Here is an 18,448-nt window from a genome sequence, read left to right as displayed (position 1 = left end):
TGTGGAAAAGTAAAAATGCAGGCCAGAAATTTTTCTGTGCCTGCATTCTCGTTTACTTCTTTAACCTGCCAAACTCACCGCAAACAACTTATTTCTGTGCGCGTACCGGTACTGGTACATTACACAGATCGATATAGCCTGCCGGTACTTTATACCAGTCGCCGCCACGATTTCTTTGTGCTTCAACGATGGATTTGAAGGTCGCAGTATCCGTACGTATGATTTCCAGCTTGCTGCGTTCTGCTTCGGGCACATCAGCCGCAATCTTGATGGATTTGATAGGCGTGCGCTCTTCCGCTTTTTCATAAAAGCCCAGATTACCTTTGCCACGCGGCAGCGTCGTCAATAATTCCATGCCCTGCATGACACGACCCACCACAGTGATGTTTCTGTCCAGCTGCCTTGGCGCATGGCCGGTGACAACATACAGGGAAGTACCATCACCACTATTCGATTCCGTACCACGTGCGACACCAACGCTGGCATAACAATGGGTCAGCCACGCAGTACCTGCTTTAGGATCACGCCCGGCCGGAAAACCATTAGCATGTCCGACTTGCGGAGCAAAACCATCGACATCAGGCAAACGTGTAAAAGGCAGGCTGGATGCATATTTGACCGTAAATTCACCATCCAGTTTGCGTTTGGCAGTTTTTATTTCCCGCTTCTCATCCGGATCTGCCCATTGCGCGACATAATTTTCTTGTGAGCGCACGATGGCCAGGCCATCAAAATACCCCTCCCGCACCAGTGCCTTGATGTTTTGTGCATGATTGGGCGCAAAATCCGGCGCCAGTTCAATCACGACACGGCCTTTTTCCAGTTCCATATACAAGGTATTGTCTGGATTCAAAGGGCGCCAGTCAGTCGCACTGGAAGCCTTGATTAAATCCGCCATCGTCTGTTTTGATTTAAGCGGTGCAGCCTTGGCAGCAACAGGCGCAGCCTGGGCAAGACCCGCCGCCGTGAGGCTGGCAAGCAGATGGGCAATCAGTAATTTTCGGGCATGTGGAACAGCAAAACGTAAAGACATTGTTTGACTCCAGGTAAGATGCGGAAAATAAGGGATAAGCGCAAGCTTAAGGATTTGAGACCATACGCGAAGGAAATAGTTTTGTCCATATACCAAAAATATATCGGGCAACCTAAAATCACCGTGCAAAAAGATATATTGCTGCTGATTTTTTCATCGTTACGCATCTTATTTTGCACTAGCCTGACTTGTCATATTGCAAAAATCTGGCGAATCCGGTACAAGCTTGTTGACGAATTTCATTCACCATGAAGGAGCCCTACTTGAAACCTCAGCCTCAACAACCAACCGGTGCCTTTGTCGGCGCATCATGGGCAGCCTTGTTTATCGGTGGCATCACCTACCTGGCTGGCGTCTGGAATGCAGCCATGCAATTGAACGAAAAAGGCTATTATTTCACGCTACTGATGTATGGCTTGTTTTCTGCCGTGTCGCTGCAAAAATCGGTGCGCGACAAGCTGGAAGGGATACCGGTCACCGGCATTTATTTTGGTTTGTGCTGGCTGTCTCTGGGCCTGTCGATTTTATTGCTGAGCGTAGGATTATGGAATGCAACGCTGAACTGGAGCGAAAAAGGCTTCTTCGCCATGGCATTTTTGCTGAGCCTGTTTGCCGCTGTCGCGGTACAGAAAAACGTGCGTGACATGGGCCTGATCAGGTCTGGCGCAGATACCATGCCCATGCATGATGGACATGAATCATGAAAACTGATGCGCTCACCTGCTGATGCGCTGATCCGGACTACCAAACGACGCTAAAGATGATGAATAATGATGCTCCAGACAATGGCGATTTTGCTGCTTATCTAAAAAATTTGGATAAGTCTGGCAAAACAAAAACACCGTCAGATACAGTCACAAATGCCAGTCTGCCGGTTTTTCAAAATTCAGATGGTGAGGACTTAACTGGTCAGGAACTTGCTGAGCTTCCACCGATATCAGATGATGATTTATTGCAGCAAGCCCTGGCATGTGAAGGCGTCAGCAATGAATATGATCTGGATGATCGTGGGGAACACCAGACAAATGACGAAATCGGTCCAACTGATGCGCCAGAGAACACGCAAACTCCCCTGGCATTTCTTGGTGAACACGCACTTGAATTAGCGGATCAACCGACACCAGAAGAACTTGATGAAATACCTGCGATTAGTGATGAAGAACTGATACAACAGGCTTTGGCGCATCCCCGGGACAATGAAGATATTTCTCAGGAATAAATACGCATACACCAGGATCACCCTAAAAAAAAGCCTGCATTTGTTCAAGTAAAAATGAACAAGTACAGGCTCTTTTATATCTGTGAAATCAGTACCTGCCGACCTGTTTAACCATATGCCAGCGACAAATGCCGGGCGCGGGCCGATGCGCTGGATTTGACTTCTACACGCATGGAATTCTGCAAGGATGCAATAGAACCACCTGCGCGATACTGGAAGCTGACTTGTAGAATATCGCCCTCTTTTACCGCCACCGGCTGTGCTACCGGCAAGGCCATGTAATTATTCAACCAGTCTATGGTGGATGAGGTTTCCATCAACACTGCCAGGATGTTCTTGGTGACAAAACGCAAGGCGCTGACGGTGCCGGCGCGTTCTATGGTGAAATTGCCTTCCCAGCGAATTTGCAGCTCATTGTCCTGATTAAAATCGATAATGCTATACAAGGCTGGCTGTGCCAGTTCCACGGTATCGGCTGAAAATACACCTGCCTGCTGGAATTGAATGATCGGTGCCTGGTAACCTGAAAAGTCATAGGTCTGCTGTAAGGGTTGCACCGCCATGACGATGGCTTCAGGAATGAACACTGGCAGTGGACCACCAAATTTGGCCGCATAGCGCTTTTTAAAATTCTCGATGACTTCCACCTGTTTTTCACGCAGCATGGCCACGTGTATCATCTCGCAGATGACAACATCCACAGGTTCTGGCGGCAGGTATTCAAAGGCATCAGCATGGATGACTTCAACCTTTTCGCCATCGCGGTTCATGGCCAACAAACGACGTGCTTCATCTACCATGTCCGGGTTAAATTCGACGCAATAGACCTTGGATGCAGCCTGCGCAGCAAACCAGGACAGCACACCAGTGCCACCGCCCAGTTCCAGCACTTTGGCACCTTCAAAAACCTGGCGTCGTATGGCCGCCTTGAAGTTGTCCATACGATTCAAATCCATCAGCATATTGTGATGGTATTGCAGGGGAATAAACTGACCGAGGTAGCAGCTCTCTGCCTCACGTTCGTTCAACATGGTAACTCCTTCGTTTCCTGGTTTCATGATGTGGCTGCCGTCTGAAAAGTGCTGCAGGGCAGTCAATTCTTCGCCGGCAAATATGCAATCCTGTATAGCATTTTGCGTGCGGCCCGAGTGATTGATTATCCTTGGCTTATGAAGAAGCGAATCGTGGAGTTGAACGAAGAATCGGCGTCAATTCTTGCTTATGGTAAAGATGCAGGCATGCCATTTACCGATGAATTAACTTTATGCAAAGAAGTAGTGATGTGCAAGAGGAACTGCAGAAGAATTTACCAGATGAATTGCAAAGCTGTGCCCTCAATCTTTCTTTGGCTTTTCGCAGCGTGCATCACGGTAAGCGGTGCTTAACTGTTCCCAGCCCTCGCCAGGCGAGGTTTGGGAACAGACTACATGCGCAGTTAGTTTGCTGCGCCATTTATACCAGGCTGCCGGTTCGGCACGCATCGCGGCAGGCACCAACGTGACGGTCAACAAAGTGGCCAGCAACCACATTTTTCTGCTTCTATGCACAACCGTCACTCCTGACATGAACATATGATTTATGTTTGCCTGATTTTACACCCCGGTTTGTTCCCGATAGCGTGCCAGTTCATCGATTGTCAGCACCACCATGTCATGGGTGACGGCATATTCGATGATCTGTTCGCCCTTGGCCATGCTGCCATCGGGATTCATCAATTCGCACAGGACAGCGGCCGGGGACAAGCCCGCCATCTGAGCCAGATCAACTGACCCCTCGGTATGTCCACGCCGGCTGAGAACACCGCCAGGAGCCGCTCTCAGGGGGAAGACATGGCCAGGCCGGGCCAGATGTTCAGGCCTGGCATCCGGCGCGATGGCAGTCAGTATGGTAGTGACACGGTCAGCAGCAGAAACACCTGTGGTCACACCCTGCCTGGCTTCTATCGACACGGTAAAAGCCGTGCCATAGCGACTTTCATTATTGCTGACCATGGGGGGCAGATCGAGTTGCTGCAACTTGTCGTCAGTCAGGCATAAACAGACAATGCCGCTGCAATCACGTATCAGCCTGGCCATGGATTCAAGCGTGATCTTTTCGGCGGCGACGATAAGGTCCGCCTCGTTTTCGCGGTCAAAGTCATCCATGAGTAACACCGGGCGACCGTTGCGCAGGTCTTCCAGCGCCCTGGGCAGACGTTGTTCAAATGGACTAAGGAAAAGCATTTCCGGTTCAGCAGAACTGGAAGAAGGATGGGTATTAATGGTATTCAACATAATGAAACGCTCCGGCAAAAGTAAATGTGCAAAAGACGTTTCAGGGAGTAAAAAACGAATAGCCAGACGCGAGCCCCCGTGGTGGTGACCATAGGTGCTTTGCATAAGGCGCATCTTCTCTCATCCGGACTATGACCGTCGGCCCTGGAATCACACCAGATCTGCTGACCTTGCAAACAAATCCAGCTACTTCCTGAATCTGCCTTTGACTGCAAGCGCTCGCGGGCTTGTCGGCAGCTATCACCATGACATAAAAGGAAATAACTGCAAATTTACCGCCGGTGGGGAATTGCACCCCGCCCTGAAGACGTACAACCTGCCGAATTATTCGGCATGCAGATTATACGTAAAAATTCCCGGGCTTACCGAGGGCCGCGCAAACACCGCATTTTCACACATAAAACCAATGACATCGTTTGATCACTTAAACGGGCGTTGAGCAAGCATTCATTCAAACCTGGCTCAGGCGCACAGATCTGTAAACTTGATCTATTGCAAAATTTTTAACAACACTCAGCAGTAGCACCAATAAGTACAATTGTTAAAAATGTTGTCTGATTTAGATGGCATTTCTACGCAGCAACATCTATGCTCATTCTTGAAGGAGTCCCGATCTCTTCATACATGTGCGGGGCATATCAGACGCAATGGCAGGCTTCGGTCATTCAGATAAAAACACATCAAAAGTACAAACTTTCCTGCTTAACCTGGCTTTTAAATCACTTATCCCGGGTTCGTGAATTAAACTAAAGACAATATCAGGTCAGTGATTTTGTATATATCAAATACGTATATAAGCAAATGAATACTAAGTAGTTTGGAATAAAGCCTGAATTCATTACGATGCACCTACTTTGCGCGAGACCATATGACTTTAACCTATATATTTTCGGGATTTGCTGTTGGCACCCTGGTCGGCCTGACCGGCGTCGGTGGCGGCTCGCTCATGACGCCCCTGCTTACCCTGCTGTTTGGCGTCTCGCCGACAGTCGCCGTGGGCACAGATCTCGCCTTTGCTTCGATCACCAAGGCCACGGGCACCTTTACCCATCGCCTGCGTGGTACGGTAGACTGGAATGTGGTACGCCTGCTGTGCTACGGTGCGCTGCCTGCGGCGGTCGTTGCTACCTTGTTCCTCAAGCATTTTGGCGCACTGGACAAGGAAATTGGCCAGCTCATACGCTATTCCATTGCTGTTTCCGTACTGCTGACCGTGGTTGCCCTGCTGTTCAAGGGCAAGATGCTGAACTGGCTGAATAATCATCCTGAAAAGCAATTACAAGGCAAAAACCTGGCCATTGCGACTATTGTCTCGGGTGCAGTGCTGGGAACACTGGTCACCATTTCTTCCATCGGTGCCGGTGCCATAGGCGCAACCTTGCTGGTCATGCTGTATCCGCGCATGTCTGCTGCGCACATCGCCGGCACTGATATTGCCTATGCAGTACCATTGACCGCCATTGCCGCCTTTGGACACTGGTGGCTGGGCTCTATAGACTGGGTCTTGCTGGGCAGCCTGCTGATCGGCTCCCTGCCGGGCATCACACTGGGCTCCCTGGCAGCCCGTGCCGTACCTGAAAAATTTTTACGTGGCCTGCTGGCAACCACTCTGACTCTGGTTGCTGCCAAGCTTGTCCTTTGAATCTGTTTGCAATCGCGTACTTACACACGCATTTTATGGGTAATTAAAGATGTATCGTTACGACCAGCACGATCACCAAATCATCAAGGAACGTATTGCACAATTCCGCGACCAGGTTAGCCGCCGGCTTTCGAATGAATTGAGCGAAGATGAATTCCGTATTTTGCGTCTGCAAAACGGTCTGTACATGCAGCGCCATGCCTATATGTTACGGGTGGCGGTGCCTTACGGCATGCTGTCGTCGAATCAGGTACGCAAGTTTGCCCATATTGCCCGCAAATATGACCGTGGTTATGGTCACTTTACGACACGTCAGAATATCCAGTACAACTGGATCAACCTGGAAGATACACCAGACATACTGGAAGAACTGGCATCGGTAGAAATGCATGCCATCCAGACCTCTGGTAACTGCATGCGCAATATCACTTCGGATGAATTTGCCGGTGTGGCTGCGGATGAAGTGATAGATCCGCGCGCCTATGCAGAAATCCTGCGTCAATGGACTACCTTTCATCCGGAATTTGCCTATCTGCCGCGTAAATTCAAGATCGCCATCAATGGTGCCAAAGAAGACCGCGCCGCCATTGCCGTGCATGATATCGGCCTGACTGTGGTGCACAACGAAGCTGGCGAAGTCGGCTTCAAGGTCATGGTGGGTGGCGGCATGGGTCGTACCCCTATTCTGGGCAGCGTGATACGTGATTTCCTGCCATGGAAGCATGTCATGACCTACCTGGAAGCGATATTGCGTATCTATAACCAGTACGGTCGTCGCGACAATATCTACAAAGCACGTATCAAGATACTGGTGAAAGCGATCGGCGCTGAAGAATTTGGTCGCCAGGTAGAAGAAGAATGGCAAGACATCAAGGATGGCCCGGCTACTTTGACAGAAGCTGAATTGAAACGCGTGGCCAGCTATTTCACGACGCCAGACTATGAAAACCTGCCTGCGCAAGATGCCGCTTATGAGCAGCATTTGCAAGACAATAAATCCTTCGCCAACTGGGTCAAACGCAATGTCAAACCACATAAGGTGGCTGGCTATGCGGCTGTGGTCTTGTCACTGAAGAAGCCAGGCGTACCGCCGGGAGATGCCAGTTCTGAACAAATGGATTTCATTGCCGATCTGTCTGACCAATACAGTTTTGGCGAACTGCGTGTCACGCATGAGCAAAACCTGGTACTGGCTGATGTCAAAGTCGCAGACCTGTTTACCGTTTGGCAAGAAGCCAAGGCCCATGGCCTGGCGACACCGAATATCGGTTTGCTGACGGACATGATCTGCTGCCCTGGCGGTGACTTTTGCGCACTGGCGAATGCCAAATCCATTCCTATCGCACTGGATATCACGGACCGCTTCAACGATCTTGATTATCTGCATGATATCGGCGACATCGAATTGAATATGTCTGGCTGTATCAATGCCTGCGGTCACCACCATGTCGGCAATATCGGCATTCTGGGTGTGGACAAAGACGGTAGCGAGTTTTACCAGGTATCCATCGGTGGCGCACAAGGCAATAGCTCGGCCATAGGCAAGATTATTGGCCCGTCTTTCGCTGCCGGACAAATGCCGGAAGTGATAGACCGCATCATTCAGGTGTATGTGCGTGACCGTCTCGAAAACGAACGTTTCATCGATACTGCACAACGCCTGGGCATCGCGCCATTCAAGGAATTTGTGTATGCAACGCCGATACGTACCAATGAACATCATGGTGAAGACGCCGGTACTGCTGTCAGCTACTGAAATAAAGAAAGTGCATCATGCGAGAAATTATTAAAGATAAAGCCATCGTCAGCGACGACTGGACAGTACTGCGCCTGACAGAGAGTGAAACCCCGGATGCCATCAGCGTACCCGCAGGCAAAGTCATCATCCCGCTGAAAGTATGGTTGCTGCAACGCGAAAGCCTGTTGAACCGTACTGATATTGCTGTGTGGTTCAGCAGCGATGAGCAGGCAAAAGAATTAAAAGAAGACATCAGCCGCTTTAGCCTGCTTGCTGTGGACTTCCCAAAATTTGCAGATGGCCGTGGTTATTCCATCGCCTATAACCTGCGCTCACGCTTCAACTTCACTGGTGAATTGCGCGCCATCGGCGATGTCTTGCGTGACCAGTTGTTTTACATGCAGCGTGTGGGCTTCAATGCTTTTGCCACTCGTGAAGACAAGAATATCCATGACGCCATCAAGGGCCTGACCGATTTTTCTGAAAAATACCAGACCTCGTGGGATGAAAAGAATCCTTTGTTCCGTCGTGCTGAACGCACAGGAGCTGAAGCATGAGTGATTTTCAGGAGCGTCTTTCCGCAACACAGGCTATATTGGAAAGAATCGCCAACGACTTTCAACCAGCCGTATTTGCTTCCAGTCTGGCAGCAGAGGATATGGTGCTGACTGATCTGATTTTGCGCAAGAAACTGAATATCTCGATTTTCTCGCTGGAAACCGGACGCCTGCATGCAGAAACCCTGGGTATGCTGGATAAAGTCAAAGAAATTTATGGCACAGAAATAACGCTGTTCAAGCCTGATGCCGCTGCGGTAGAAAATTATGTCAGCCAGCATGGCCTGAATGCTTTTTACGACAGCGTGGAAATGCGCAAGGAATGCTGCCGCATACGCAAGGTGGAACCGCTGAAACGCGCCCTCGCAGGCAACAAGGCCTGGGTCACGGGTCAGCGCCGTGCGCAGTCGGCTACCCGTACCGAACTGGCTGTGCAAGAAGATGATGCCAGCCATGGCCTGCAAAAGTTCAATCCTTTGGCGGATTGGTCAGAAGACGATGTCTGGCACTATCTCAGAAGCAACAATGTGCCTTACAATCCTCTGCACGATAAAGGATATCCGTCGATAGGCTGTGAACCCTGCACCCGCGCGATACAGCCAGGTGAAGATGTACGGGCTGGGCGATGGTGGTGGGAAAACCCCGATTCCAAGGAATGTGGCCTGCATGTAGTTGATGGCAAACTGATCCGAATTAAACAAGCTGTCTGAAGAAGAAAAATCATGAATACTGTCGTGGAAAACCATTTTATTGATGCTGCGAGCAATCGCCACCTGGATTGGCTGGAATCCGAAGCCATCCATATCATGCGTGAAGTCGCGGCCGAATGCAGCAACCCTGCCCTGCTGTTTTCCGGTGGCAAAGACTCTATCGTCTTGCTGCGTCTGGCAGAAAAGGCTTTCCGCCCGGGTAAATTCCCTTTCCCGCTGGTGCATATTGACACTGGCCACAACTTCCCAGAAGTCATTGCCTTTCGCGACAAGCGCGTAGCCGAACTGGGTGAACGTCTGATCGTTGGTTCGGTCGAAGAATCGATACGCCGTGGTACGGTGCGTCTGCGCAATCCGGCAACGGATTCACGCAATGCGGCACAAGCCGTGACCTTGCTGGAAACCATTGCTGAGCATAAATTTGACGCCTGCATAGGTGGTGCCCGTCGTGATGAAGAAAAAGCACGCGCCAAGGAAAGAATTTTCTCTTTCCGTGATGAATTTGGCCAATGGAATCCGAAAGCACAACGCCCGGAATTGTGGGATCTGTATAACACCCGCGTGCACGCTGGTGAAAACATGCGCGTCTTCCCTATCTCAAACTGGACCGAGCTCGACGTATGGCAATACATAGCCCGTGAAAAACTCGAACTGCCACAGATTTATTTCGCTCATGAACGTCAGGTCATCCCGCGCAATGGCTTACTGGTACCGCTGACGGACCTGACGCCACCACGTGCCGGTGAAACGGTAGAAACCCAGATCGTGCGCTTCCGCACGGTGGGTGATATTTCCTGCACCTGCCCGGTATCATCTGACGCTGCAACGGTTGAAGCCATCATCGCCGAAACCGCTATCACCCAGATTACCGAGCGTGGCGCTACCCGCATGGATGACCAGACATCAGAAGCATCGATGGAAAAACGTAAAAAAGAAGGATATTTCTAATGAACGCCGTAGAACAATTGACTGCCACCGTTGGTAGAGAACGTGGCCTGTTGCGCTTCATCACGGCGGGTTCAGTGGATGATGGCAAAAGCACCTTGATCGGTCGCCTGCTGTTTGACAGCAAGGGTATTTTTGCCGACCAGCTGGATGCCATTTCACGCGCCAAACACAAGCGTACCGTCGGCGATACCATAGACCTGTCTTTGCTGACAGATGGCCTGGAAGCTGAACGTGAACAAGGCATCACCATTGATGTAGCCTATCGCTATTTCGCCACACCAAAACGCAAGTTCATCATTGCTGATACACCTGGCCATGAACAGTACACGCGCAATATGGTGACCGGCGCATCAACGGCAGATGCGGTGATCATTCTGATCGACGTTTCCAAGGTCAAGCTGAATGATGATGGCAGTGTGGATTTACTGACGCAAACCAAACGCCATTCCACCATTGCCCATTTGCTGCAGATAGAACATGTCATTGTAGCCGTCAACAAAATGGATCTGATCGACTATGACCAGACCGTGTATGACCGCATCATCGCTGCCTATCAGGCATTTGCAGATCAACTGGGTTTGAAGAACATCCGCCCTATTCCCTTGTCTGCCCTCGCGGGTGACAATGTGGTGACGGCCAGCGACAAACTGGCATGGTACAAGGGACCAACCCTGATTGAACTGCTGGAATCATTGAGCGTGTATGACGCCTGCCATGACGAACCCTTCCGCTTCCCGGTACAACTGGTAGCGCGTCACAATGGCCATGAAGCAAATGATTTCCGTGGTTATATGGGTCGTATCGAAGCAGGTAAAGTCAGCAAGGGCGACAAATTATTGGTGCAGCCTGGTGGCCAGACTGCCACTGTCAAAGATATTCTGACACTGGATACATCGCTGGATACTGCTGTCGTCGGTCAGTCGGTCACGATCTTGCTGGATGAGTATGTTGATATTTCACGCGGTGACATGCTGGTGGGTGCAGATCGCCCGGCAACCCTGCTGAAAACCGTGAATGCCGATTTGTGCTGGCTGTCAGAAGATGCGCTGGACATCCGTCGCAAATACTGGCTGAAACATACCACCAGACAAATTGCTGCCAGGGTAACGGCCATTGACACCCTGCTGGATATCAATACCCAGGAACGTCGCCCTGCAGACAGCCTCAAACTGAATGATATTGCGACTGTAACACTGAACGTTGCCCAGGCACTGGCTGCGGATGATTATCGGGACTTGCGTTCTACTGGTGCCTTCATCCTCATTGATGAAGTGACCCATCAGACCGTCGCGGCAGGTATGATACGTATTGGCTGAAGTGTAAATACAGTGGTAAATACGTTGACAAATACAGTGACGAGTACAGCAGTGAATACAGCAACAGGCAAGGTCTATCTGATCGGGGCCGGCCCCGGTGCGGCAGATCTGATTACCGTACGGGGTGCCCGTCTGCTGGCAGCAGCAGACGTGGTGCTGTACGATGCACTGGTCACATCTGAAATGCTGGAACTGTGTCCGCAGGCTGTCAAAATCCCGGTAGGCAAACGCAGCGGACAACGCTCAGCGGCGCAAGAGCATATCAATCAGCAGATGCTGGAATCTGCCACTAAATATCAGTTGGTAGTGCGCCTCAAAGGGGGGGACCCCATGCTGTTTGGGCGTGCCGACGAAGAACTGACGGCACTGGAATCTGCTGGCGTTACCTATGAAATCGTGCCCGGCATTACCACCGCCCTGGCGGCGGCTGCCAGCGTGCGCCAGCCACTGACCAAGCGTGGCATCGCCCGCAGCGTCGCCCTGTTCACATCAAGTACCGCCCCTGGCGAAACTGCCGACACCCGCATACCCGAATGTGACACCCTGGTGCAGTATATGGGCGGCAAGGAAGCCATGTTGACTGCGCAGCGCATGCTGACCGCCAATTTCCCTGGCAATCTGCCTGTCATCATTATTGAAAATTGCAGCCGCCCAGATGAATGCAGTCAGGCCATGAGCCTGAATGATCTGGCCAATGGCCTGCCCGGCAGTACCGGACCTGTGCTTGTCATGATGGGTGAAGCGATGCGGGCACGCAAATCATCCTGATATCTTGACTACTACTCAAGAATCTTCAGGGCGGCAATCTGACGCCCTGCTTGCGCGCCATCAGTTGCAGGACACCACCTGTTCTTAGCTGTTCGTATAGTTCATCGTAACGGCTACGCAGTTGCTCGCAACCGGCATTCTTGCAGTAAGCCAGATAGCCATCCTGGATATCCATAAGCGGCTCTATCATCTGCAGTTCATTACTGATGCCCATGGCTTTCATGGCGGCTTCGGTATTGCGTATATTTGTGGCCAGAAAATCCACCCTTTTTGCCAGTAACATGTTCAGACCGTTGGTAAGCGTATTTGCCAGCACCGGCTTGATACCAGAGCGCATGCTTTCAAATTGCGCGCCATATATCCAGCCATTGATGACACCCAGCCTGGGGCCGTGCAAGCTGGCGTAATTGCCATCCCAACTCAGGTCTGATCCCTTGCGAACGTAGAGCACGATCAGGTCACGATAAAAGGCTCTTTTGGCAAAGGCAAATTTGCCTTCTCTTTCTGTTGTCCTGTACGGACCTATCAGTATCTGTGCCTGTTCATTTTCAACCATCCACTGTGCCCTGGCCCAGGGGTAGATTTCAAACCGGATGTCATCACCATTCTGCTTCGCCAGCGCGCGCAGTATGTCTGCGCCCAGCCCAGTGTATTCACCAGCAGCATTGCGTTCAAATACGCTGGCAAATTCGGTACCTACCGCCAGTACCCGGGCGGCCTGACTGGCAGGTGCCACCAGATTCAGCGATGCAAACAGAAGGGAACTCAGTGCCAGTTTCAGCAATGTCATATGCATGGCATCCCCGGGTTTAGCATATTTGCGCAGAAAATCGCAATCAATCGTGCCAGCGTATGCTTGCTGCACAAAAAACAAGACACTACAAAGCTTTCAGACAATAATCCCGGATAGCTGACAACACGCTGTCATCTTCACCCGCAGCACTGACAAGTTTTACCTCAAGTGCAGGATGACTGACACGCAGTTCATCCACCAACACTGGCAAATCACGCAGCACATGGCCGCCCTGCCCCAAAAATATCGGCACCAGTGTGACTTGCTGACAGCCTTCTTTTACCAGACTGGCAACCAGTTCTGGCAGCGATGGCTGCATGAACTCAAGAAATGCCAGTGCCACCGTGGTGCCTGGCAAACTTTCCTGTGTCATTTTTTGCAGGCGCTGGAAAGGCTGCGCCCATCTCGGGTCGCGTGCGCCATGGGCAAACAGAATCATTGCGGATTGGGTACCCATCAATTTCTTTCCACGTAACGCAAACCCACGGCCGCAATCACCAAAAACAACACGCTGGGTACCAGCGCTGTTACTGGCGCGGGCCAGGTATTGAGCAGACCCACATGTGAAAACAGTGAATTGATCAGGTAAAACACCATGCCTATCATGATGCCGCTGAATATCTTCAAGCTGACGCCACCGCTTCTGACGTGCAGGTAGGCAAAGGGCAACGCCAGTGCCATCATCACCAGTACCGCAAACGGATAAGTGATTTTTTTCCAGAAGGCGATTTCATAGCGCTCGCCATCCTGTTTATTGTCCGCCAGATGCTTGGTAAATGCAGCCAGGTCGGTAGCAGACATGCGGTCAGGGTCAGCAAACAGGACAGATAAAATATCTGGTGTAACTTCGGACACAATGTCGCGGCTGTCAAGCTTCTGGCTTTTCACTGCGGCGATATCTTCACTCGTCAACGTCTTGGGGAACGATGTCTCAGACACGTCAAACAGGCGCCAGGTATTCTTGCCCAAGTATTCGGCATCGGTCGCGGTCACCTCGCGGGACAGGTGGAAATTCTTGTCAAACTCAAAGATCCTGACACCTTTCAAATGACGGTTTGGCAGTATCTCTTTCACGTTCAGAAACAGTGAACCTATCACTTCACCGGTCAGGCCGTTTTCACGCACCAAGTCCTTGGTCCACAAGCCGGTACGAAATTCCTGCGCCAGGGCCTCACCGATGGCATTGAGTTTAATCTTCTCTGCAAACTTGCTTGATACCGGAGAAATCACTTCCCCAAACAAGAAAGTCAGCAAGACAAACAGCATACCTATCTTCAGCAAGATACTGCCTGCCATCATGGTCGACATGCTGGATGCGCGCATGATGGTAAATTCCGAATTGGAAGCGAATTGCGCCAGCACATAAATAGTGCCAATCAAAACCGCAATCGGCATGAATTCATAGATATAGCCCGGCCATCCCAGCAAGACATACAAGACCGCATGCTTGAGCTGGTAACCGCCTTTATTGACGGAAGACTGCAGTTCTGAAACCAGGTCAAAAAATGAAAACAGGGCCAGCAAAGCCAGCATGACGAACAACACGGCACGCAGGATTTCAGTGCCAAAATATCTTTGTAAAATTTTCATGCTGCACACTTTTCTTTGCCGCGGAAACTCGATTTGCAGCGGGACCACAACACCAGCGGATGCCAGCGACTATTGACTTTCAAACGCCAGAAAAACAGGCCAATGACCAGCAGGCTGACAACCAGATGGTGCGGCCACCACGCCATGGCAAAGCTGCTGCGTTCCTGCACCACCAGCGCCTGCAAAATATTCGTGATTGCCAGATACATCACCACCAGCAATAAAGCCACGATCAGGTTGGCCGACCGGCCGACACGGGGATTGACATAACCCAGCGGAATAGCCAGCAGCAGCAATACCGCACACATCACTGGCAGCGAAATACGCCACAGTAATTCACCCATCTTGGTACTGTCGAGATTTTCGACCAAAGCCATCAGTGGCATGGACTTGGCCGACTTGTCACTGGCCACGCTGGCATTCTGACCGGATACCAGCACACCGTATTTTTCAAACTGCATCATCTGAAAATCCGGTGCCGTCGGTGCGCCGTCATAACGGCGACCCTGGCTCATGACAAGGAACTTGTCGCCCAGCTTGTCGATTTCTATCATGCCTTCCTTGGCGACGACGATGCTGGAGCGGCCATCTTTATACGTATTGATGAAGATATTCTGCACCTTGCTGAGATCACCTGCGACTTCTTCGACAAAGAAAATCCGGTCGGACGAGGCGGATTCCTGAAACTTACCGGGCGCTACCTTGGCGATATCCGAGCGTTTTTCAAAGCGTTCACGAAATTCCACGCTTTGCTGGTTGGCCCAGGGGGTGACGATAAAACTAAGCAAACCGGTGAGGATAATAAGAGGTGCCCCAAAGCGTACGACTGGCGCTATCCACTGTGTCAGGCTCAGGCCAGAGGCAAACCAGACTACCATTTCCGAATCCTGATAGCTGCGGGTCACCACCAGCAGTACCGAAATAAAGCCGGTCAGCAACAGCAGGATATGCATGTTCATGAGGGCGGTGAAGGCGATCAGGGCTACTACATCGGACGACGCAACTTTACCTCCTGCTGCCTGTCCAAGGATTTTAATGAGCATCACGGAGATCGTGATGGTGAACAATGTAGTGAAGACTGCGCCTGCGGCACTGTTTAATTCACGTCGAAGCGCGCGCTGAAAAATCATGAGTAGGATTATAATGTCTGTTTTACGAGACTTACAAAGAGGAGTAATACGTGGACTTTAGCATAAAAACAATCGACGCAAAAAGTGCCTCGACTGCCCATAAAGCAATTAAAACTGGCTGTATCGTGGTCGGTGTGTTCGAAAACAAGAAACTTTCCGTCGTTGCAGCAAGCCTGGACAAGGCTGGCGACATCGCCGCAGCCCTCAAATCCGGCGATATTACAGGAAAAGCGGGTACTTCCCTGTTGTTGCGCAACATCGCTGATGTTGCGGCCGAACGCGTATTGCTGGTAGGTCTGGGTGAAGAAGCGTCCACCGTGAGCGACAAAGCCTACAATCAGGCCGTGCAGGCTGCTGCCCGTACACTGGCTGCGCTTGGTGCCAATGACGCCGTTCTGGCCCTGCCAGCGGTCAAGGATCGTGACCTGGGCTGGTCCATCCGTAGCGCGGTACTGGCCTTCCGCGAAAGTATTTTCCGTGCTGATGCACTGAAAAGCAAGAAAGATACATCCACTGCAGGCGTCAAGAAAGTCGCATTTGCTGTCTCTGCCGCAGAAGCCACTGCTGCCAAAAATGCATTATCCCAAAGCGAAGCCCTCGCGAACGGCATGGATCTGACCAAGGAACTGGGCAACCTGCCACCGAATATCTGCACGCCTACTCACCTGGCGAACACCGCCCGGAAAATCGCAACTGACTACAAAATGGTTGCTGAAGTGCTGGACCGCAAACAGATACAGGCCCTGAAAATGGGCAGTTTCCTGTCTGTAACCAATGGCACGGTAGAACCACCGAAATTCATCGTGCTCAAGCACAATGGTGGCAAGGCCAAGGATGCGCCAGTCGTTCTGGTTGGCAAAGGCATCACTTTTGACTCTGGCGGTATCTCGCTGAAAGCTGGCGCCGGCATGGATGAAATGAAATACGACATGGGTGGTGCGGCTTCCGTACTGGGTACCATGCGTGCCATCGGTGAAATGAAGCTGAAGCTGAACGTCATCGCCGTCATCCCTACTTGCGAAAACATGCCATCCGGCAGTGCTACCCGTCCTGGCGACATCGTCACTTCCATGTCTGGCCAAACCATTGAAATCCTGAATACGGATGCCGAAGGCCGCCTGATCCTGTGTGATGCACTGACCTATGCCGAACGCTTCAAGCCGGCTGCCGTAGTTGATGTAGCTACACTGACTGGTGCCTGCGTGACTTCTTTGGGTCACCATAATTCCGGCCTGTTCACCCGCCATGACGAAGCACATGACAAACTGGCAGCAGAATTGCTGGCAGCAGGCAAGCAAACTGGCGACACCGCATGGCGCATGCCTATCGAAGAAGCTTATAACGAGCAACTGAAATCCAATTTTGCTGACATGGCAAATATTGGCGGTCCAGCCGGTGGCAGTATCACCGCAGCCTGCTTCCTGGAACGCTACACCCGGAAATACACCTGGGCGCATCTGGATATCGCTGGTACAGCCTGGAAATCTGGCGCAGCCAAAGGTTCCACTGGTCGCCCAGTGCCTTTGCTGACCACGTTCCTGATCAACCGCGCAGGCTGATCAGACTACCCGGCTAGCGTAAAGCTGAACTGAAAGGTCCCGGTCTGGAATATCCAGACCGGGACCTTCTAGTTTTATTAGCAGGACTTACGCAAAACCGCCCCAACAAGGCGCAGCGACGAAGACGGTACTTTGGTACGGCAAATATCTGCAACGCCGGTGGGGCGGTTTTACGTAAGTCCTAATTAGCCTGCTTGCCCCCGGAACCAAAATTATGGTTTAAACCATAACTCACTACGACTGAGTGGCATACTGGCCGGATTCAGGAAGGGGTTTCGCAATTCCAGTATGGTTCTGTGCTTCAAACCGGCTTTCTGTATGGATGTTTGATGGTATTTCAGGAAAATCTTTTCGAATTGCCCGTTCCTGATCATCATTTCCAGGCCATTGTTCAAATCGTCGGCAAATTGCCGTTTGTTCGGGGCGACAAAGAAATAGTACGCAGCGGGATAATGCAGCGCGATATCCGGGCTGATAAACAGTTTTTTACCGGCATGCAGTTCTTGCTCCTTCCAGATTTCCAGGATGGAGCGTGGAAAATAATCAAAACGCCCTGCTTCCAGCATGCTGAACAATGCCTCATATGAATTAGCTGTCGCCACCGTCAGGCCATTGCTTTCCAGGACTTTGACGTCCGGCCAATCCAGTTCCTGCCCTGCAGAATAGGCATGCATGTCGTGAAGCGTTTTTACATCCTTGAACAGGTTTTTCTGTTCGCTCCGTACCAGGGGAATGCGCCAACCCAGCAAGCCTTTATCGATGGGTATCTTGATCGCAATCAGCGATTTTTCCCTTTCATCGGTGGACATGCTCCACAACAGATCGACTTCCCCCGTGCCGTTTTTCATTTCATGCACGGCCCGCCCTTGCTGCATCTGTGCATGACTGGGTAATAACTGGTATTTATTGGCCGAAAAAGAAAGCGCCTCGGTCAATAGTTCATGGATATAGTCAAAATGGCTGTCTGTCTTGGCCGAGGGGCGCGGGTAGCGAATGACATTCGCATCCGCCACAGCAAGTTGCACACCCAGGATAGACAGGCAAAAAAACAGGACTGCTGAGTACTTGTTCATAATTGGAATAATAAGTGCAGTAGACTGGATTTTAGTCTCATTCCAGTATGATGCAATCGAGAAACTCCAGTATAAAAGTCAAGAATTGAAAACAAAACT

Annotated in this window: 19 protein-coding genes and 1 riboswitch; of the genes, 10 read left to right on the top strand and 9 right to left on the bottom strand. The window is 51.0% G+C overall.

Annotated features, from left to right (window positions below; translation table 11 throughout):
- Positions 1–88 precede the first annotated feature (88 nt).
- Positions 89–1,033 carry a peptidylprolyl isomerase gene (locus H8L32_RS21385; protein ID WP_186949300.1) on the bottom strand — a complete coding sequence of 315 codons (945 nt, stop codon included), beginning with the start codon at positions 1,031–1,033 and terminating at the stop codon, positions 89–91.
- Between the two features lie 263 nt (positions 1,034–1,296).
- Here H8L32_RS21385 and yiaA point away from each other — a divergent pair, with 263 nt between their 5' ends.
- Both yiaA and H8L32_RS21375 read left to right on the top strand, forming a co-directional pair.
- Complete coding sequence (gene yiaA / locus H8L32_RS21380; RefSeq protein ID WP_186949299.1) at positions 1,297–1,737, top strand: inner membrane protein YiaA; 441 nt, start codon at positions 1,297–1,299, stop codon at positions 1,735–1,737.
- Between the two features lie 59 nt (positions 1,738–1,796).
- Positions 1,797–2,252, top strand: coding sequence for a hypothetical protein (locus H8L32_RS21375; protein ID WP_186949298.1), 456 nt, complete (start codon positions 1,797–1,799; stop codon positions 2,250–2,252).
- Between the two features lie 107 nt (positions 2,253–2,359).
- Here the strand turns inward: H8L32_RS21375 and H8L32_RS21370 are convergent, their stop codons facing one another.
- From H8L32_RS21370 to ribB, 3 genes are all read right to left on the bottom strand, one after another.
- Positions 2,360–3,283, bottom strand: coding sequence for a methyltransferase domain-containing protein (locus H8L32_RS21370; protein WP_186949297.1), 924 nt, complete (start codon positions 3,281–3,283; stop codon positions 2,360–2,362).
- Between the two features lie 303 nt (positions 3,284–3,586).
- Positions 3,587–3,781 carry a hypothetical protein gene (locus H8L32_RS21365; RefSeq protein ID WP_186949296.1) on the bottom strand — a complete coding sequence of 65 codons (195 nt, stop codon included), beginning with the start codon at positions 3,779–3,781 and terminating at the stop codon, positions 3,587–3,589.
- Positions 3,782–3,844: 63 nt separating this feature from the next.
- On the bottom strand, positions 3,845–4,528 hold the full coding sequence (gene ribB / locus H8L32_RS21360) for a 3,4-dihydroxy-2-butanone-4-phosphate synthase (RefSeq protein WP_329605217.1): 684 nt from the start codon (positions 4,526–4,528) through the stop codon (positions 3,845–3,847).
- Positions 4,529–4,633: 105 nt separating this feature from the next.
- Positions 4,634–4,838: riboswitch (FMN riboswitch) on the bottom strand.
- Positions 4,839–5,393: 555 nt separating this feature from the next.
- Between ribB and H8L32_RS21355 the strand changes: the two genes are divergently transcribed.
- The 7 genes from H8L32_RS21355 to cobA are packed head-to-tail and all read left to right on the top strand — an operon-like array spanning position 5,394 to position 12,204.
- Positions 5,394–6,167 carry a sulfite exporter TauE/SafE family protein gene (locus H8L32_RS21355; RefSeq protein WP_186949294.1) on the top strand — a complete coding sequence of 258 codons (774 nt, stop codon included), beginning with the start codon at positions 5,394–5,396 and terminating at the stop codon, positions 6,165–6,167.
- A 49-nt stretch (positions 6,168–6,216) separates the two neighbouring features.
- Complete coding sequence (locus tag H8L32_RS21350) at positions 6,217–7,923, top strand: nitrite/sulfite reductase (protein ID WP_186949293.1); 1,707 nt, start codon at positions 6,217–6,219, stop codon at positions 7,921–7,923.
- A gap of 17 nt (positions 7,924–7,940) precedes the next feature.
- Complete coding sequence (locus H8L32_RS21345; RefSeq protein ID WP_186949292.1) at positions 7,941–8,462, top strand: DUF934 domain-containing protein; 522 nt, start codon at positions 7,941–7,943, stop codon at positions 8,460–8,462.
- Positions 8,459–9,172 (top strand): phosphoadenylyl-sulfate reductase, encoded by a 714-nt coding sequence (locus H8L32_RS21340; RefSeq protein ID WP_186949291.1) that lies wholly within the window; start codon positions 8,459–8,461, stop codon positions 9,170–9,172. Before H8L32_RS21345 ends, H8L32_RS21340 begins: the two co-directional genes overlap by 4 nt.
- Positions 9,173–9,184: 12 nt before the next feature.
- Complete coding sequence (gene cysD, locus H8L32_RS21335; RefSeq protein WP_186949290.1) at positions 9,185–10,120, top strand: sulfate adenylyltransferase subunit CysD; 936 nt, start codon at positions 9,185–9,187, stop codon at positions 10,118–10,120.
- Positions 10,120–11,436: a sulfate adenylyltransferase subunit 1 gene (locus tag H8L32_RS21330; RefSeq protein WP_186949289.1), complete on the top strand. Its 1,317-nt coding sequence runs from the start codon at positions 10,120–10,122 to the stop codon at positions 11,434–11,436. Before cysD ends, H8L32_RS21330 begins: the two co-directional genes overlap by 1 nt.
- A 51-nt stretch (positions 11,437–11,487) precedes the next feature.
- Positions 11,488–12,204: a uroporphyrinogen-III C-methyltransferase gene (cobA, locus tag H8L32_RS21325; RefSeq protein ID WP_186949288.1), complete on the top strand. Its 717-nt coding sequence runs from the start codon at positions 11,488–11,490 to the stop codon at positions 12,202–12,204.
- A 25-nt stretch (positions 12,205–12,229) separates the two neighbouring features.
- Here the strand turns inward: cobA and H8L32_RS21320 are convergent, their stop codons facing one another.
- The 4 genes from H8L32_RS21320 to lptF form a co-directional block, all read right to left on the bottom strand.
- Positions 12,230–13,000, bottom strand: a complete 771-nt coding sequence (locus H8L32_RS21320) for a substrate-binding periplasmic protein (RefSeq protein WP_186949287.1) — start codon at positions 12,998–13,000, stop codon at positions 12,230–12,232.
- 82 nt (positions 13,001–13,082) lie between these two features.
- A complete protein-coding gene (locus tag H8L32_RS21315; RefSeq protein ID WP_230412347.1) occupies positions 13,083–13,454 on the bottom strand; it encodes a sirohydrochlorin chelatase in 372 nt (123 codons plus the stop codon).
- A complete protein-coding gene (gene lptG / locus H8L32_RS21310) occupies positions 13,454–14,587 on the bottom strand; it encodes an LPS export ABC transporter permease LptG (protein ID WP_186949286.1) in 1,134 nt (377 codons plus the stop codon). The genes H8L32_RS21315 and lptG overlap by 1 nt, the downstream gene beginning before the upstream one ends.
- Complete coding sequence (lptF, locus tag H8L32_RS21305; protein ID WP_186949285.1) at positions 14,584–15,717, bottom strand: LPS export ABC transporter permease LptF; 1,134 nt, start codon at positions 15,715–15,717, stop codon at positions 14,584–14,586. Before lptF ends, lptG begins: the two co-directional genes overlap by 4 nt.
- Before the next feature lie 50 nt (positions 15,718–15,767).
- On the opposite strand from lptF, the gene H8L32_RS21300 reads away from it, so the two are divergent.
- Positions 15,768–17,276 carry a leucyl aminopeptidase gene (locus tag H8L32_RS21300; protein WP_186949284.1) on the top strand — a complete coding sequence of 503 codons (1,509 nt, stop codon included), beginning with the start codon at positions 15,768–15,770 and terminating at the stop codon, positions 17,274–17,276.
- A 212-nt stretch (positions 17,277–17,488) separates the two neighbouring features.
- On the opposite strand, the gene H8L32_RS21295 is transcribed toward H8L32_RS21300, so the two are convergent.
- Positions 17,489–18,349 (bottom strand): substrate-binding periplasmic protein, encoded by an 861-nt coding sequence (locus tag H8L32_RS21295; RefSeq protein WP_186949283.1) that lies wholly within the window; start codon positions 18,347–18,349, stop codon positions 17,489–17,491.
- Positions 18,350–18,448 lie beyond the last annotated feature (99 nt).

The sequence above is a fragment of the Undibacterium hunanense genome (assembly GCF_014284335.1).
GTDB lineage: Bacteria > Pseudomonadota > Gammaproteobacteria > Burkholderiales > Burkholderiaceae_D > Undibacterium > Undibacterium hunanense.
Note: the sequence above shows the minus strand (reverse complement) of the source record. Positions and strands in the feature narration are given on the sequence as shown.

Bases quoted from the DNA above. Each gene is read 5' to 3' on its own strand.
- lptG (WP_186949286.1), bottom strand. From the start codon at position 14,587: ATGAAAATTTTACAAAGATATTTTGGCACTGAAATCCTGCGTGCCGTG.
- cysD (WP_186949290.1), top strand. From the start codon at position 9,185: ATGAATACTGTCGTGGAAAACCATTTTATTGATGCTGCGAGCAATCGC.
- H8L32_RS21385 (WP_186949300.1), bottom strand. From the start codon at position 1,033: ATGTCTTTACGTTTTGCTGTTCCACATGCCCGAAAATTACTGATTGCC.
- H8L32_RS21295 (WP_186949283.1), bottom strand. From the start codon at position 18,349: ATGAACAAGTACTCAGCAGTCCTGTTTTTTTGCCTGTCTATCCTGGGT.
- lptF (WP_186949285.1), bottom strand. From the start codon at position 15,717: ATGATTTTTCAGCGCGCGCTTCGACGTGAATTAAACAGTGCCGCAGGC.
- H8L32_RS21340 (WP_186949291.1), top strand. From the start codon at position 8,459: ATGAGTGATTTTCAGGAGCGTCTTTCCGCAACACAGGCTATATTGGAA.
- H8L32_RS21320 (WP_186949287.1), bottom strand. From the start codon at position 13,000: ATGCATATGACATTGCTGAAACTGGCACTGAGTTCCCTTCTGTTTGCA.
- H8L32_RS21365 (WP_186949296.1), bottom strand. From the start codon at position 3,781: ATGTGGTTGCTGGCCACTTTGTTGACCGTCACGTTGGTGCCTGCCGCG.
- H8L32_RS21350 (WP_186949293.1), top strand. From the start codon at position 6,217: ATGTATCGTTACGACCAGCACGATCACCAAATCATCAAGGAACGTATT.
- H8L32_RS21370 (WP_186949297.1), bottom strand. From the start codon at position 3,283: ATGTTGAACGAACGTGAGGCAGAGAGCTGCTACCTCGGTCAGTTTATT.
- H8L32_RS21315 (WP_230412347.1), bottom strand. From the start codon at position 13,454: ATGGGTACCCAATCCGCAATGATTCTGTTTGCCCATGGCGCACGCGAC.
- H8L32_RS21345 (WP_186949292.1), top strand. From the start codon at position 7,941: ATGCGAGAAATTATTAAAGATAAAGCCATCGTCAGCGACGACTGGACA.
- H8L32_RS21330 (WP_186949289.1), top strand. From the start codon at position 10,120: ATGAACGCCGTAGAACAATTGACTGCCACCGTTGGTAGAGAACGTGGC.
- H8L32_RS21375 (WP_186949298.1), top strand. From the start codon at position 1,797: ATGAATAATGATGCTCCAGACAATGGCGATTTTGCTGCTTATCTAAAA.
- H8L32_RS21355 (WP_186949294.1), top strand. From the start codon at position 5,394: ATGACTTTAACCTATATATTTTCGGGATTTGCTGTTGGCACCCTGGTC.